At 71.6% G+C, this 15,159-nt stretch carries 11 protein-coding genes; 9 read left to right on the top strand and 2 right to left on the bottom strand.

Features of this window, described 5'->3' with window-relative positions; all coding sequences use genetic code 11:
* The first annotated feature begins 4 nt into the window (after positions 1-4).
* The 7 genes from gatB to ACF1BH_RS00175 all read left to right on the top strand — a co-directional run bounded on the left by gatB (position 5) and on the right by ACF1BH_RS00175 (position 8,006).
* Positions 5-1,513 (top strand): Asp-tRNA(Asn)/Glu-tRNA(Gln) amidotransferase subunit GatB, encoded by a 1,509-nt coding sequence (gene gatB, locus ACF1BH_RS00205; protein ID WP_391640132.1) that lies wholly within the window; start codon positions 5-7, stop codon positions 1,511-1,513.
* Positions 1,514-1,846: 333 nt separating this feature from the next.
* The gene (locus ACF1BH_RS00200; RefSeq protein ID WP_391640131.1) at positions 1,847-2,173 is read left to right on the top strand and encodes a hypothetical protein; all 327 of its coding nucleotides are present in this window, start codon (positions 1,847-1,849) and stop codon (positions 2,171-2,173) included.
* Positions 2,174-2,232: 59 nt separating this feature from the next.
* Positions 2,233-2,976 (top strand): hypothetical protein, encoded by a 744-nt coding sequence (locus ACF1BH_RS00195; protein ID WP_391640130.1) that lies wholly within the window; start codon positions 2,233-2,235, stop codon positions 2,974-2,976.
* A gap of 26 nt (positions 2,977-3,002) precedes the next feature.
* Positions 3,003-3,404: a hypothetical protein gene (locus ACF1BH_RS00190; protein WP_391640129.1), complete on the top strand. Its 402-nt coding sequence runs from the start codon at positions 3,003-3,005 to the stop codon at positions 3,402-3,404.
* Between the two features lie 517 nt (positions 3,405-3,921).
* Positions 3,922-4,830, top strand: coding sequence for a TIGR03620 family F420-dependent LLM class oxidoreductase (locus tag ACF1BH_RS00185; protein WP_391640128.1), 909 nt, complete (start codon positions 3,922-3,924; stop codon positions 4,828-4,830).
* A 198-nt stretch (positions 4,831-5,028) separates the two neighbouring features.
* Positions 5,029-7,143, top strand: a complete 2,115-nt coding sequence (locus ACF1BH_RS00180) for a phosphocholine-specific phospholipase C (protein WP_391640127.1) — start codon at positions 5,029-5,031, stop codon at positions 7,141-7,143.
* Between the two features lie 161 nt (positions 7,144-7,304).
* Positions 7,305-8,006, top strand: a complete 702-nt coding sequence (locus ACF1BH_RS00175) for a hypothetical protein (RefSeq protein WP_391640126.1) — start codon at positions 7,305-7,307, stop codon at positions 8,004-8,006.
* A 73-nt stretch (positions 8,007-8,079) separates the two neighbouring features.
* On the opposite strand, the gene ACF1BH_RS00170 is transcribed toward ACF1BH_RS00175, so the two are convergent.
* Positions 8,080-9,237, bottom strand: a complete 1,158-nt coding sequence (locus ACF1BH_RS00170) for a PQQ-dependent sugar dehydrogenase (RefSeq protein ID WP_391640125.1) — start codon at positions 9,235-9,237, stop codon at positions 8,080-8,082.
* A gap of 467 nt (positions 9,238-9,704) precedes the next feature.
* A complete protein-coding gene (locus ACF1BH_RS00165; protein ID WP_391640124.1) occupies positions 9,705-10,736 on the bottom strand; it encodes an aldo/keto reductase in 1,032 nt (343 codons plus the stop codon).
* Positions 10,737-10,823: 87 nt separating this feature from the next.
* Between ACF1BH_RS00165 and ACF1BH_RS00160 the strand changes: the two genes are divergently transcribed.
* On the top strand, positions 10,824-11,801 hold the full coding sequence (locus ACF1BH_RS00160; protein ID WP_391640123.1) for a 2-hydroxyacid dehydrogenase: 978 nt from the start codon (positions 10,824-10,826) through the stop codon (positions 11,799-11,801).
* A 288-nt stretch (positions 11,802-12,089) separates the two neighbouring features.
* Positions 12,090-15,038 carry a putative bifunctional diguanylate cyclase/phosphodiesterase gene (locus ACF1BH_RS00155; RefSeq protein WP_391640122.1) on the top strand — a complete coding sequence of 983 codons (2,949 nt, stop codon included), beginning with the start codon at positions 12,090-12,092 and terminating at the stop codon, positions 15,036-15,038.
* Positions 15,039-15,159 lie beyond the last annotated feature (121 nt).

The raw sequence follows: 15,159 nt of genomic DNA, 5'->3' as shown, positions 1-15,159 counted from the left end.
CACCGTGACAGTCACTGACCTGGTGTCGTACGAGGACGCCCTCGCGTCCTACGACCCCGTCATGGGCCTGGAGGTCCATGTCGAGCTCGGCACCAAGACCAAGATGTTCTGCGGGTGCGCCACCACACTGGGTGCCGACGCCAACGCGCAGACCTGCCCCACCTGCCTGGGCCTGCCCGGCTCCCTCCCGGTCGTCAACGCGATCGGCGTCGAGTCGGCGATCAAGATCGGCCTGGCACTGAACTGCTCCATCGCCGAGTGGTGCCGCTTCGCCCGGAAGAACTACTTCTATCCGGACATGCCGAAGAACTTCCAGACCTCCCAGTACGACGAGCCGATCGCCTACGACGGCTACCTCGACGTACAGCTGGAGGACGGCGAGGTCTTCCGCGTCCAGATCGAGCGCGCCCACATGGAGGAGGACACCGGCAAGTCGACGCACGTCGGCGGCGCCACCGGCCGTATCCACGGCGCGTCCCACTCCCTGCTGGACTACAACCGCGCCGGCATCCCCCTCATCGAGATCGTCACCAAGCCCATCGAGGGCGCCGGCGAGCGGGCCCCCGAGGTCGCCAAGGCGTACGTCGCCGAGCTGCGTGAGCTGATCAAGGCCCTGGGCGTCTCCGAGGCGCGCATGGAGATGGGCCAGATGCGCTGCGACGTCAACCTCTCGCTGCGCCCGAACGGCACCGAGACCTTCGGTACCCGCTCGGAGACGAAGAACGTCAACTCGCTGCGCTCCGTGGAGCGGGCGGCGCGCTTCGAGATCCAGCGGCACGCCGCGGTCCTCTCCTCGGGCGGCACCGTCGTCCAGGAGACCCGGCACTTCCACGAGGAGGACGGCTCGACCACGGCCGGCCGCATCAAGGACAACGCCGAGGACTACCGCTACTTCCCCGAGCCGGACCTGGTGCCGGTGGCCCCCGCGCGCGAGTGGGTCGAGGAGCTGCGGGCGGGCCTGCCGGAGCTGCCGCGGGTGCGCCGCAACCGGCTGCGCGAGGAGTGGGGCGTCTCCGCCCACGACATGCAGTCGATCCTCAACGCCGGTGCGGTCGACCTGATCGTCGCCACCACCGAGGCGGGCGCGGGCTCCGCCGCCGCCCGCAAGTGGTGGATGGGCGAGCTGGCCCGCCGCGCCAACGAGGACGGCGTCGAGCTGTCCGCGCTGGCGATCACCCCGGCGCAGGTCGCCCGGGTCGCCGCGCTGGTCGACGAGGGTTCCCTCAACGACAAGCTGGCCCGGCAGACCATCGAGGGTGTGCTCGCCGGTGAGGGCGACCCGGACACCGTCGTCGAGAAGCGCGGCCTGAAGGTCGTCTCGGACGAGGGCGCGCTCGGCGCCGCCGTCGACGAGGCCATCGCGGGCAACGCCGCCATCGCCGACAAGATCCGCGGCGGCAAGGTCGCCGCGGCGGGCGCCCTGGTCGGCGCGGTCATGAAGGCCACCCGCGGCCAGGCCGACGCGGCCCGCGTCCGCGAGCTGATCCTGGAGAAGCTCGGCGTCGAGGGCTGACGCCTCCCGGCACGCGCAGCGGCGGCCGTCTCCCCGGAACTCCCGGGGAGACGGCCGCCGTTCGCGCTATCTGGCCGCGCGGATGCTTCCGCTGATGCCCGCAGGGGAAGAAACCGACGCGTTAGTCGGGTACGAGTAGTTCTCCCCAATGGCGCGCGGCCAGGCTTCCCCTCTTTTGCTGAGAAGTGGAGAACGTTGGTGCGTGCGATATGTCATGGAGTGCCCGGGAAACGCGTGATCCATTTTGCTGAATTTTACCCGATTGGGGGTTCCCATACGCTGATTTGATAAGCTCACTCATCAGCGTTGCTGGAACTCGCAGGGGGCTGAATTGTGACTTTTCAGGTTGAACCGGGTGATTTGAACGCGTTCTCCAAGCAGCTCGGGAGGGCTGCTGACGATACCAATCAGGCATTGGAGTATGTGCGGCGCCAATGTTCGATCGGAGTCTTTGACAAGGGGCCGGTTTCTGCCATTGCCAGTATTTTTGGCGGCGGCCATGACGGAGTGATGGAGAATGTGGAGTCAATGCTGAAGAAGCTCCACCGGATCCTGGAGTCCTCGCAGGGGGAGATGGCGCGCAGTGCCTCCTTTTATGAGAGGACTGATCGACAGCAGGCGTCCAAGATTGACTCCACCTATCCTGCGTCAAAGCGGTGAATGGTTCCGCATCCCTTTTCTCGCAGTGAACGGATATCGTGTGAACCGGGAGTATTCTGATGAGCTTTGCTGATGTCGCTGAGCCCGCCGGTCGGCTGGTGAACCCCAAGTTGAACGAGGACAAGGACGAGCCGGGCGGTCTCTACCGGGACCTCACGGCTTACGGGGATGTCCTGAGCCCCTCGGCGATGATCAGCAAAGGATTGGAGCTGGCGTTCGACTTCAATCCGGTCGATGAGGCGAAGAAGCTCCTGGGGGGAAGCTGGGAGGAGTATGCAAAGTGCGCTAAGGCGTGGGGTGCCCTAGGGGATTTCTGCGATGAACTAGCCCAGAACATCGAATCCGGGAACAAGGCGCTCGATTCCACCTGGTCCGGGAATGCCGCGGACTCCGCGTATGTCTACATGAGTACTCTGGCGAAAGACGTCTCCTCCATGAAGGAGGGATTTGATGAGCTCAAAAAGCAGTATGAAGTTGTGACGGAAGCCGTCTGGAATGCTGCTGAGGCATGTGGTGACTTGTTGAGCGGGATTCTGGACCTCGCTCTCACTGCGGCCATTACTGCTGCCGCCGGTGCGTCGACGAGTTTCACTCTGGTCGGTCCGGTTATCGCGGCAGGTGCGATCGCGGGAGAGATCGCGGCCATGATTACTCTCTGGGGCAGGATTTCTGCTCTGATCACGCAGGTGCAGACCTGTGTGAGTGGTTCGGTGGGGGTCGTTACAGGGTTGACTCACCTCCATGACGCCAACATGGTGAAGTTTCCGCTGCCGGGAAAGGGATATGACAGCCCAGCGGTTTGATCAGTATCTGAGGACTAGGAGTATGCATGCCTGAGCGCGATGATGACCCTCGCGTCGGAGATGAAGAGTTCCTTCCCATCACGCGAGACCCTGCTATGGCTCGATTGCTGCGAAAGCAGTTGGAGGTGCTGGCTGATGGCAAGGCCGGGGAGGTTATGCAGGAAATGGCTCGTGAAGTTCTCTCCGGCCGCATCGGTTTGCGTGAGGCGGTGCGTGTGGGGGCGTACGAAGAAGAGCTGGTGAAGCATGTCGATACATTCCGTGGCAAGTGGGATGAGATGTCGGAAGCGGAACGTGCCCATGCGGAGCGTGAGGGTGCTAAATTCTTGGAAGAGCAGCGCGAGGAGATCGCCAGGGAGCGTGAAGAGCGGACGCGTGCCTCTCGTGAGAAGAGCCGTCACGGTGGCCAGAGGGGGAGTTCGTTCTGAATCTTGCGTAGGTGAAGGGGCTCATATGAATAGGGGGGAACGTGATGAATTCGGAACTACCTGATCTCGACCGTATGGGTGCTGTCGATGAAATGGCACTCCGCGAGCGAGGGCAGTTCACCACACTCTTGCTGGGGGCGGGAATCCTGGCGCCCTGGGTTCTTGTCATTCTCTCTGTCGTGACAGGCAGAAATCTCTGGGTGACTCTTGTCAATTTGGTGTTCATGTGCGGCGGCCTCATCGTGATGGTGCGTGGGTGGCGATCGGACCGTTCACGAGTGGTTGCCACGGGGGGCTGGATCATGGCCTGCTCGCTCCTCCTGTGCCTGGTCGCCCTCTCACTCCTCGCCTGAGGCGACCGGAGCGGTTGTCCCCGGAACTCCCGGGGAGACGGCCGCCGTTCGCGTGTCCCCGCCGCGTGAAACCGCCCGTCCGATCAAGGAATGCCGGGCGCGCCGGGGACGCTGTAGAGCGCACGGAACGGGACGCGGACGTCCCCCGACCCTCTGGAGGAACGGTGTCCCAGCACGCTCTCGCCCCGCGGATCGGCCGGGTCGGTGTCTGGCACGGCGGGCTCGGCCTGCTCCCGGCGGCGACCGGACGCCGGGCCGCCGCCGCGATCGAACGCCTCGGCTACGGCGCCCTGTGGGTGGGGGAGGGCCCCACCTCGAAGGAGGCGTTCACCCACGCCGGGCTGCTGCTCTCCGCCACCGAACGGCTCACCGTCGCCACCGGCATCGCCAACATCTGGGCCCGCGACGCCGCCGCGGCCCAGGCCGCCACCCGTACCCTCGCCGAGGCGTACGACGGCCGCTTCCTGCTCGGCCTCGGCGCCAGCCACGCCCCGCTCGTCGGCGCGCGCGGCCACACCTACACCAAGCCGCTGGCCGCGATGCGCGGTTACCTCGACGCGATGGACGGCGCGGCGTACGACGGCCCGGCCCCCGCGGCGGAGCCCGACCGGGTGCTGGCGGCGCTCGGCCCGAAGATGCTGGAGCTGGCCCGGGACCGGGCGTCCGGCGCCCACCCGTACTTCGTGCCGGTGGCGCACACCACCCACGCCCGCGAGGTCCTCGGCGACGGCCCGCTGCTCGCGCCCGAGCAGGCGGTACTGCTGGAGAGCGACCCGGCGACGGCCCGCGCCCTGGCCCGTGAGCACCATGTGAGCCGCTATCTGACGCTGCCGAACTACGTGGGGAACCTGCGCCGGTTCGGCTTCGGCGACGAGGACTTCGCGGGCGGCGGCAGCGACCGGCTGGTCGACGCGCTGGTGGCCTGGGGCGATGTGGACGCGATCCGGCGCCGGGTGCGTGACCACCTCGACGCGGGCGCCGACCACGTCGCCGTCCAGCCGCTGACGGCGGACCCGGCGGACCCCGGGCTCGGTCAGCTGGAGGAGCTGGCACCGGCGCTGCTCGCGGACTGAGCCGCCGCGGGCCGAGCGGGCCCCGTGCGCCCGGCCGCCCGGTCCGCGGCGGGGCCCGCACGGCAGCGGCTTCGGTCACGTGTTCCCCAAGTTGTCACCTCAGCACCTGTCGCAGGTCACACCGGGCCGCTAGCGTCCCCGTCGCACCCTCTCGACGGCCTGACCGAAGGCCGTCGACTGTCGACTGGGAGGTCGGGCGTGGCACCGGAGGTATCTCGTAGGCGGGTCCTGGGCGTGGGCGCCGCGGCGGCGGGTGCGGCGGCCGTCGGGTCGCTGCTGCCGCCGTCGTTGCAGCAGGCGCTGGCCGCCGATGCGGCGCGGCCCGGGCGGCGCGGCGGGGAGCTGGGCGACATCCGGCACGTCGTCGTGCTGATGCAGGAGAACCGTTCGTTCGACCACTACTTCGGCACTCTGCGCGGCGTCCGCGGTTACGCCGACCGCAACGCCGTCGAACTGCCCGGCGGCCGCTCCGTCTTCGAACAGCCGGGGCTGCTCGGCGTCGGCACCGTCCTGCCGTTCCCGGTGCGCGAGGCGGCCGCCGCCCAGCACAAGGACCTCCAGTACATAGGCGCGCTGAACCACGAGTGGGACGGCGGCGCCAAGGCGTGGAACGACGGCTGGATGAACAACTGGGTCACCGCCAAGACCGCAGCCACCATGGCCCACTACGACCGCCGCGACATACCGCTCCACCACGAGCTGGCCGACACCTTCACCGTCTGCGACGCGTACCACTCCGCCATCCACTCCTCCACCAGCCCCAACCGCAACCACCTGGTCAGCGGCTGGACGGGCTTCGAGCCGGGCAGCGGCCGCCGCGCCGTCGGCAACGACGCCTACGACGAGGACAACCACCCCGGCTACACCTGGACGACGTACCCGGAGCGGCTGGAGAAGGCCGGCCACAGCTGGCGCGTCTACCAGGAGTGGGACAACTTCACCGACAACAACCTGGAGTTCTACGCGAGCTTCAAGGCGGTGGCGAGGAAGGCCCTGGCCGAGGTGGACGGCGCGGCGAACATGACCGCCTTCTACGCGAAGGTGGCCGCCGCCGACGCCGCCGGACGCGAGAAGCTGCTGGCACAGCTGGAGCAGGGCGTCCGGGCGCTCGGCGCGGGTGACCGCAGCCTCTTCGAGCGGGCGCTGCGCCGCGGGGAGCCGGACTCCACCGCCACCTCGTTCGCCGCCGATGTGGCGAGCGGGAAGCTGCCCGAGGTGTCGTACATCGTCCCGTCGGCCGCCGACTCCGAGCACCCCGGCTCCTCCTCGCCGGTCGCCAGCGCCACCATCGTCTACAAGGTCCTCGACGCCCTGGGCCGCAACCCGGACGTCTGGCGGCACACCGCGCTCTTCCTGACGTACGACGAGAACGACGGGTTCTTCGACCACGTACCGCCGCCGGTGCCGCCGCCCGGGACCGAGGGGGAGTTCTGGGACGGCAAGCCGACGGGCCTGGGCATGCGGGTGCCGATGCTCGTCATCTCGCCCTGGACGGTGGGCGGCTACGCCTGCTCGCAGGTGTTCGACCACACCTCCATCACCCGGTTCCTGGAGAAGTGGACGGGGGTGCGCGAGCCCAACATCAGTGCCTGGCGGCGGACCGTCTGCGGCGATCTGACCGGCGCGTTCGACTTCCGCCGCGGCCGCAGGCAGCCGTCGGTGGCGCAGCCCGGCGCGATCCCGCCGTTCAGCGGCCGCTGGGCGCCGCAGCCGCCCGTCCACCAGGCGCTCCCGGAGCAGGAGCCCGGGGTCCGCCCGGCTCGCCCGCTGCCCTACCGGCCGGACGCCGACGGCGCGTTGGACGCGGACGCCGGCCTCTTCCGGCTGGCCGTCCGCAACGACGGCGCGGCCTCCGCCCACCTGGCGCTGTACCCGTACGCGAAGGAGTACGGCACGCCCCAGCACCGCGACGTGGCGGGGAAGGGCACCTGGGACGTGCCGGTCAAGGACGGTGCGTACCGCTTCACCCTCACCGGGCCGAACGGCTTCCGCCGGGAGTTCGCCGGGAGCGCCCGGGGCGCCGCCGCCGCGTTGGCCGTCCGCACCCGCCTCGACGCGGACCGCCGCGAATTGCATCTGACCGTCGTCAACGGCGGCTCCGCCGACCTCACCCTCACCCTGGCCCCGCTCGCCTACGCCGACGCCGCCCCGCGCACGCTGACGGTCCGGGCGGGCGCCACCCGCACCGTCGCCCATCCGGCGGCCGCGGCCCACGGCTGGTACGACCTGGCCCTGACGGCGGCGGAGGACACGTCGTTCCGTCGGCGGCTGATGGGGCACATCGAGAACGGGGAGGAGTCGGTGACCGGGTGACGGCGCGTCAGGTGGGGTTGCCCCACGCCGCTCGGGCGGGCGCGCCCCGCGCGGGCGGCGTGGGGCGGCACCACGGCCGGGCCGTCACCCGCGCCCCGCGCTGTCCCCGCGTTCATCCGACTCTCATCCCGCTCTCAGACGCGGCCCCTACGGTCGCGCCCATGGGAACGACCAGGACGACGACCGATGAGCGCGACGCGACGCGAACCGACGACCCGTCCGTGACGGGGGACACCGCCACGGAGACCCCGCGGACGGAGGGGAAGGACGCCGGGAAGCCGGCCGGTGACCGGGACGACGCGGCGACCGCCGCGGCCGCCGCGGCCACCACGTCCGCCACGGACGAGCAGGACGGTGCGGACCCGGCCGACGGCACCGGCGCGGACGCCGTGGACACGGAGGACGCCGGGGACGCCGGGGACGCCGGGGACGCCGACGGCGAGGCGGACGGTGCGGCCCCCGCCCCGACCGGGGTGAAGCGGGGCGCGGGCGCCGTCGTCGCCGCGGGGCTCGGCCTCGCCTCCGTGACCGGCACCTGGCTCGGCACGCTGCTCGCCGAGCGGCAGACCCTGCTGGGGCAGATCAAGCTCCAGTCCGGCAAGGCCACCGACCAGATCGCCACCGTCTACGGGGCGCCCTGGCACACCACCGCACTGATCAACGGTGTCTTCGCGCTGCTCGCCGTGGCCGTCGGCGCCGCGGTGCTCTTCAACCGGCCGCGCGCCACCTGGACCCGCGCCGTCGCCTGGGGCGGTCTGGCCCTCGGCGTCCTCGGGCTGCTCATCTCCGCGGGCATGTACTTCGACCTGCTGGCGAGCCTGCCCACCATCCCCAAGGCCCCGGCCCAGGCCCCGGCGGGCTGACGGCGTCGGCTCCCCGCACCACCACGAAGGCCCACCGGTCCGGTGGGCCTTCGGCCATGCCGGGGAGCGGCCGTCAGCTGATCTTCACCCGCAGAATCCGGTCGTCGCCCTTCCGCGGGTCCCCCCGTCCGTCCGTGTTGCTCGTGACCAGCCACAGCGCCCCGTGGTCCGCCGGCAGGACGGTCCGCAGCCGCCCGTAGCGCTTGGTGAAGAACGCCTGCGGGGCCGCCTCCGGCTTCGCCCCGTTCAGCGGGATGCGCCAGAGCCGCTCACCACGGAGCGCGGCCATCCACAGGGATCCCCCGGCGTACGCCAGCCCGCTGGGCGAGGCGTCGGCGGGCCTCCACTGGAGCACCGGGTTGACGTAGCGGCCGTCGGCAGGGCCCTTGCCCTCGCGGGCCGGCCAGCCGTAGTTGCGGCCCGGTTCGATGAGGTTCAGCTCGTCCCAGGTGTCCTCGCCGAACTCCGAGGCCCACAGCCGCCTTCCGCTGTCCCAGGCGAGACCCTCCACGTTGCGGTGGCCGTAGGAGTACACCACCGAACGGGGGTCGGGGTTGCCGCGCGCGGGCGCGCCGTCCGGGGTCATCCGCAGGATCTTGCCCGCCTTGGACTTCTTGTCCTGCGACAGATCCTCGTCGCCGGTCTCGCCGGTCGACGCGTAGAGCATCCGGTCCGGCCCGAAGGCGAGCCGCCCGCCGTTGTGGATACGGCCCTTGGGGATGGACCGCAGCACCACGCCCGGGGTCCCCAGCTGATCACCGGCGTGCCGGGTGTCGTCGTAGCGCATCCGGGCGATGCGGTTGTCGGAGGCGGTGGTGAAGTACGCGTAGACGAGGTGGTCGCCGCGGAACGACGGGGAGACGGCGAGCCCCAGCAGACCGCCCTCGCCGCCCGGGGCGACACCGGGCACCGACCCCACCTCGGTCTTGTGCCCGTCGCGGGCCGAGACACGGGTGAGCGTGCCCTTGTCGCGGGAGCCCACCAGCAGATCACCGCCCGGCAGCGCGGCGACGCCCCAGGGGGAGTTGAGCCCCGTGGCCAGGGTGCGGGTCACCTCGGCCGACCCCTTGGCGGGCGGCGGGGAGGCGTCCCGCTCCGGCCCGGTGACCGCGGCGGCGGACCGCCCCGGGGACGGCGCACCCGGGACGGGCCGGGCCCCCTCGGCGGAGCAGCCCGCCACGAGGAGCAGGACGGCGGTGGCCGTCACGGCGGCCGGAAGGCGGTGTGGCACGGCGGGTTCCTCTCGTCGGGGGCGGTGCGCGGGCGGCCCCGGCCCGTACCGGGAGGGCGTGCGCGCCGGGCCCGCGCGCCGTCCGGCCGCCGAACGCGCCGGAGGCGCCGGGCCGGACGCGCGGGCCCGGGAATGTCAGGACGCGGACAGCGGCCGTACGGCCGACGGGGCCGCCCGTACGGCCGCGCGGACACCGCGACATCCGGCCGCCCGGCCCGCCCCAGGACACCACACCCGCACCGCGCCGCGCGGCGGCCGACACCGCGATTCCCTCCGCCGCCGCACGGACGCCCACCGAGGCGGCGGTACGGGGGACGCCGTCTCGGGCCGGACGGCGTGACGTCAGGCTTCGCCGTGCGGTGATGCGGCGTCAGGCCCTTGCCGGCGGACGGGGCGCCGCCCGGGCCCGCCCGGCGGGCGCCCGGCAGCCGTCGGCAGCGGCAGCCGCCGGCGGTCCCGCACCCGCGTCAGTACCAGGACCCCCGGGCCGGTGGCAGGGACGCGATCTCCGCCAGGTCCGCGCGGTCCAGTACCAGATCGGCGGCCTTGGCGTTCTGCGCCGCCCAGCGCTCCTTCTTCGTCCCCGGGACCGGCACCACATGGCGGCCCTGCGCCAGCACCCAGGCCAGCGCGACCTGCCCCGGCGTCGCGCCGTACCGGGCGCCGACCCGGCGCAGCCCGGCCACCACCGGCTGGTTCGCCGCCATCATCTCGGCGGTGAAGCGCGGATGGCGGGCCCGGATGTCCTCCGGTTCGAAGCCCTGGCCCGGCGTCAGGGTGCCGGTCAGATAGCCGTTGCCCAGCGGCATCGCGGCCAGGAAGCCGACGCCGCGCGACTCGCACCACGGCACCAGCTCGTCCAGCGCCTCCGGCGACCACACCGACAGCTCCGCCTGCACGCTGCTGACCGGGAAGATCTGCTGGATCCGCTCCAGCTGACGCAGGGTCAACTGATGGGTGCGCACCCCGGGACGCCGCCCGCCCCCGGGCACCGGCCGGTCCGTCCGCGTCGGCCGCAGCGCCCGGGCGCCCACCGCGCACAGCCCCAGTGACCGCACCTTGCCCGCCGCCACCAGCTGCGCCATCGCCCCCCAGGTCTCCTCGATCGGCACCTCCGGGTCCGCGCGGTGCAGCTGGTACAGGTCGATGTGATCGGTCCGCAGCCGCCGCAGCGAGGCGTCACAGGCGCGCTTCACATAGCCGGGCCGCCCGTTGGCGACGATGTGCTGCTCGCCCACGAGCAGCCCGCCCTTGGTCGAGATGAACGCGTCGGACCGCCGCTCCTTGAGCACCCGGCCCACCAGCAGTTCGTTGGTGAACGGCCCGTACATGTCGGCGGTGTCCAGCAGGGTGCACCCCCGGTCGAGCGCGGTGTGCACGGCCCGCAGCGAACTCTCGAAATCCCGCTGCGACTCGGTGTACCCCCAGCTCATCGGCATGCAGCCGAGCCCGATTGCACCTACTTCGAGCGTTGCCGCGCCGATTGTCCTGCGCTCCACCTGGTCGTGCCTCCGTCCCCTCGCCCCCGGTCAAGGGCCAGACCAAACTAACGTCTGGAGGAACGGTCCTTCGCATAGCCTCGGACCATGGCAACCGCAGACCCGCACGGCAGCCCGCACGACGTCTGGCTCCCGATTCCCCCGGAAGAGATCGACGGTCTCCCCACGGGCCTGAACTACGTCCACTGGGACGCGGGCCCCGAGTATCCCGCCGACCCCGCCCGCTGTGTGTTCTACGCCGTGCCGTACATGAAGGACGTGGCGGTATCGCTGCGACCGCTCGCCCGGATGAGCGCACTCCGGGTGGTCCAGACGCTGACCGCCGGCGTCGAGCACATTCTGCCCGCTCTGGGCCAACTCCCGCCCGGCACCCGGCTCTGCAACGCCCGCGGGCTGCACGACGCCAGCACCGCCGAGCTGGCGCTGACGCTCATCCTGGCCGCGCTCCGCGGCGTCCCCGACTTCGTCCGCGCCCAGGACGCGGGGGAGTGGCGCCCCGCGTTCCGGCCCGCGCTGGCCGACAGATCCGTTCTCATCGTGGGGTACGGATCGATCGGCAGTGCCATCGAGGACCGGCTCACTCCTTTCGAGTGCGCGCGGGTGACGCGCCTCGCGCGCACCGCGCGTGAGACCGTGCGCGGCCCTGTGCATCCACTCTCCGCGCTCGGCGACCTCCTGCCGGACGCCGATGTCGTCGTCCTCGCCACGCCGCTCACCGAAGACACCCGTGGCCTGGTGGGACGCGATTTCCTGGCCCGGATGAAGGACGGCGCCCTGCTGGTGAACGTCGCGCGCGGCAAGGTCGTGGACACCGCCGCGCTGCTCGCCGAGGTGACGTCCGGGCGGCTGCGGGCGGCACTCGACGTCACCGATCCGGAACCGCTGCCTGCCGAACACCCCCTGTGGCGCGCCCCCGGTGTGCTCATCACTCCACACGTCGGGGGCCCCAGCTCTGCTTTTCTGCCCCGTGCGAAGCGCCTCCTGCGCGACCAGCTGACCCTTTTCGCCGCCGGACGGCCGCTGCGGAACACCGTCGCGACGGCGGAGCGGAATGCCCCGGAGTAGCGCTACGGGTCCGTATGAATGCGCAGCGTGTCCGCACTTCACGCATAGTTACGCTCCGTAGAGAACCTATATCCCTGAGTGACCGATCTGGTGTATCGTCCCGAGCGGGGACGGCGCCGACGAGGCAAGCGGCGCCCGTGAAGCATCCGGAACGCGAGGGGGGCGACGGGCGATGTACGGCCGATGGGCACACCGCGAATCACGCGATCCACGAGCACCGGGAAGAAGGGGGCAGCAGCCTCCGGTGCGCCGACCGCGTCACAGCCGGACCGTGACCGGGAGGGTCCGGTGAGCGCGCCGGGTGCGGTGCTCTCCCAGCCGCAGCTGCCCGCCGACCGGCCGCCGAGCCTGCTGCCGCAAATCGTGCTCGCCGCGGTCTGCGGGGGGTACGCCGTGGGCTCCGCCCTCGGCTGGGGGTCCCCCGAAGTCGCACTGATCATGGGGGACTTCGGGCTCAGTATCGCCGCGCTGGTGGCCGCCGTCTCCTGCGCACTGTACGCCCGCGCCGTCGGCTCCCACTCCCGTCCCGCCTGGACGCTCTTCGCCATCTCCTCGGCGATGGCCGCACTCGGCAACGGCATCTGGGGCTGGTACGAGGTCGTCGAGGGCGCCCCGGTGCCCAGCCCCTCCCTGGCCGATTTCTGCTTCCTGCTCTTCGCCCCGCCCGCCATCGTCGGGCTGCTGGTCCTCGCCAAACGGCCGGTCACCCGCGCCGGCTGGGTCTGTCTGGGGCTGGACTCCTGGCTGATCGGCGGCTCCCTGCTCACCCTCTCCTGGAGCCTCGCCCTCGCCCACACCACCCACTTCCAGGGCCGTTCGGTCGCCCGGTGCGCGCTGGCGCTGGCCTATCCGCTGCTGGACATCGTGCTGGTCAGCATGGTCCTCGCACTGCACTTCCGGCGCGGCTGCGCCCAGCGCTCGGCGGTCAACACCGCCATCGCCGCCCTCGCCCTGACGGTGCTGTGCGACGCCCTGTTCACCTCACCGCTGCTGCGCGAGCACTACCGCTCCGGCCAGATCCTCGACGCCGGCTGGTTCGCCGGCTCGATCCTCCTCGCCTACGCCCCCTGGTTCACCCGCCGGGTGGGGGAGGCCACCGAGGACGCCGTCCGGCCGCCGCGCCGGCTCCCGTACGCCGGGGCCCGGCCGCTCGCGGGCTCGCTCGGCGCGCTCGCGCCGTATCTCGCCGCCGCGGTGTGCACCCTCGGCATCCTCACCAACGTCCTCGACGGGCAGCGGTTGGACCGCGTCGTCCTCTTCACCGGCTGCACCGTCGTCCTCGCCCTGGTCATCCGCCAGGGCATCGTGCTGCTCGACAACCTCACCCTCACCCAGGAGCTGGCGCAGAAGGAGAACCACTTCCGCTCGCTGGTGCAGGGCTCCAGCGACGTCATCATGATCGCCGCGCCCAGCGGGGTGCTGCGCTACGTCAGCCCCGCCGCCGCCGGTGTCTACGGTCGCGACGCGGAGGAACTGGTCGGCTCCGAACTCTCCGCGCTCATCCACCCCGAGGACCTCGGCCGGGTCCTCCACGAGGTCCGCCGCTTCCTCGCCGCCTCGCCCGAGGAGGAGCCCACCACCCGCATCGAGTGCCGCTTCCGCGCCGGTGACCGGCGGCCGGGCGGGGGAGGCACCTCCCGTTCGGGCGAAGCCGGGAGTGGGGGAGGCTGGCTCAACGTCGAATCGACCGTCAACCGCCACCACGGCGGCCTGATCTTCAACTCCCGGGACGTCACCGAGCGGGTCCGCCTCCAGGCGCAGCTCCAGCACAACGCCTCCCACGACGCCCTCACCGACCTGCCCAACCGGGCCCTGTTCACCGAACGCGTCAGCAAGGCGCTGGCCGGCCGCCGCGCCGGGGACCACGGCACCGCTGTGCTCTACATCGACCTCGACGGCTTCAAGCAGGTCAACGACACCATCGGCCACCAGGCGGGCGACGAGCTCCTCATCCAGGCCGCCAAGCGGCTCGGCGAGTCGGTGCGCTCCGGCGACATAGCGGCCCGGCTGGGCGGTGACGAGTTCGCCGCGCTGATCACCGGCGACGCCACCTGCGACCCCGCCACCCGGGAGTTCCGCATCCACGAGATCGCCGACCGGCTGCGCATCACGCTCTCCGAGCCGTACCGCATCGAGGGGCGCGACGTACGGGTCGCCGCCAGCATCGGCGTGGCCTTCGCCGAGCCCGGCATCACCCCGGCAGGTCTGATGCGCAACGCCGACCTCGCGATGTACCGCGCCAAGCAGGCCGGAAAGGGGCGCGTCGAGCTGTACGCCCCCCAGCTGCAGGCCGAGGTGGCCCGCCGCGCCGAGCTGGCCACCCGGCTGCGCAGCGCGCTGCACGACGGCGAGTTCCTGCTGCTGCACCAGCCGGTGGTCGAGCTGGCGACCGGCCGGGTCACCGCCGTCGCGGCCCACGCCCGGTGGCGCTCCGCCCAGGGCATCCTGTTCACGCCCGCGGAGTTCCTGCGGGTCGGCGAGCGCGGGCGGCTCGCCGACGAGGGCGGCGACCGCACCGCGGAGCTGTGCCGCTGGCATCTGGAGGCCGCCGTCGAGCAGGCCGCCGCCCGGCACCGCGCGGGACACCGCGTGCCGGTCGCCGTCCAGCTCTCCGCCCGCCGCCTCCTCGACCGCTCGCTGCCGCCCAAGACCATCGAGACCTTGCTCTCCCGGTACGGCCTGCCCTCCGGCGCGCTCGTCCTGGAGCTGTCCGAGAGCGATGCCCGGACCCCGCTGGACGAGCTGGAGCGCCGTCTGGTGGCGCTGCGCCGGCTGGGCGTCCGTATCGCCCTCGACGGCTTCGGCAGCGGGTACGCCGCGATCGGTGCGCTGCGCCGGCTCCCCATCGACGTCCTGCGGCTGGACCGCGGACTGATCGACGGTGTGGCGGAGTCCGCCCGGTTGCACAAGATCACTTCCGGCCTGTTGCGGATCGCCTCCGACCTCGGGATGCAGTCGGTCGCCGAGGGCGTCGATCTGCCCGAGCAGGTGCTCGCCCTGCGCGCGATGGGGTGCACCCATGGCCAGGGCGCCGCCTTCTCCGGGCCGCTCGACGAGCACCGGCTGCGCCGCGTGCTGACGGCCGGTTCCACCCCGCTGCCGAGCCAGGCCGGACCGAGCCGCGCGGTGGTGCTCACCGGCAGTGGCCTGCCCGTTCGGCACGGCGGATCGGGTCCCGACGCCATCGTCCACCCTCCGCTCCGCTCACATAGTGAGACCTCCGTCCCACCCACTTGACACTCATGGCGCGCCGGGGGGAGGGTCAGTGCCATGCGCACCCGAATTCTCGTACTTGGACAGCGCGTCGGCTGAAGCTGGGCAACGACCCAACTGACCGCACCGACGCGCTCCCCTCGCT

Origin of the sequence: Streptomyces sp. NPDC014733 (assembly GCF_043083385.1) — a bacterium.
Classification (GTDB): Bacteria; Actinomycetota; Actinomycetes; order Streptomycetales; family Streptomycetaceae; genus Streptomyces.
The sequence above is the reverse complement of the archived record's forward strand: the minus strand, read 5'-3'. Positions and strand labels throughout refer to the sequence as shown.

Excerpts from the sequence above, each read along its gene's own strand:
- ACF1BH_RS00195 (WP_391640130.1), top strand. The coding sequence starts at position 2,233 with ATGAGCTTTGCTGATGTCGCTGAGCCCGCCGGTCGGCTGGTGAACCCC.
- ACF1BH_RS00190 (WP_391640129.1), top strand. The coding sequence starts at position 3,003 with ATGCCTGAGCGCGATGATGACCCTCGCGTCGGAGATGAAGAGTTCCTT.
- ACF1BH_RS00175 (WP_391640126.1), top strand. The coding sequence starts at position 7,305 with ATGGGAACGACCAGGACGACGACCGATGAGCGCGACGCGACGCGAACC.
- ACF1BH_RS00160 (WP_391640123.1), top strand. The coding sequence starts at position 10,824 with ATGGCAACCGCAGACCCGCACGGCAGCCCGCACGACGTCTGGCTCCCG.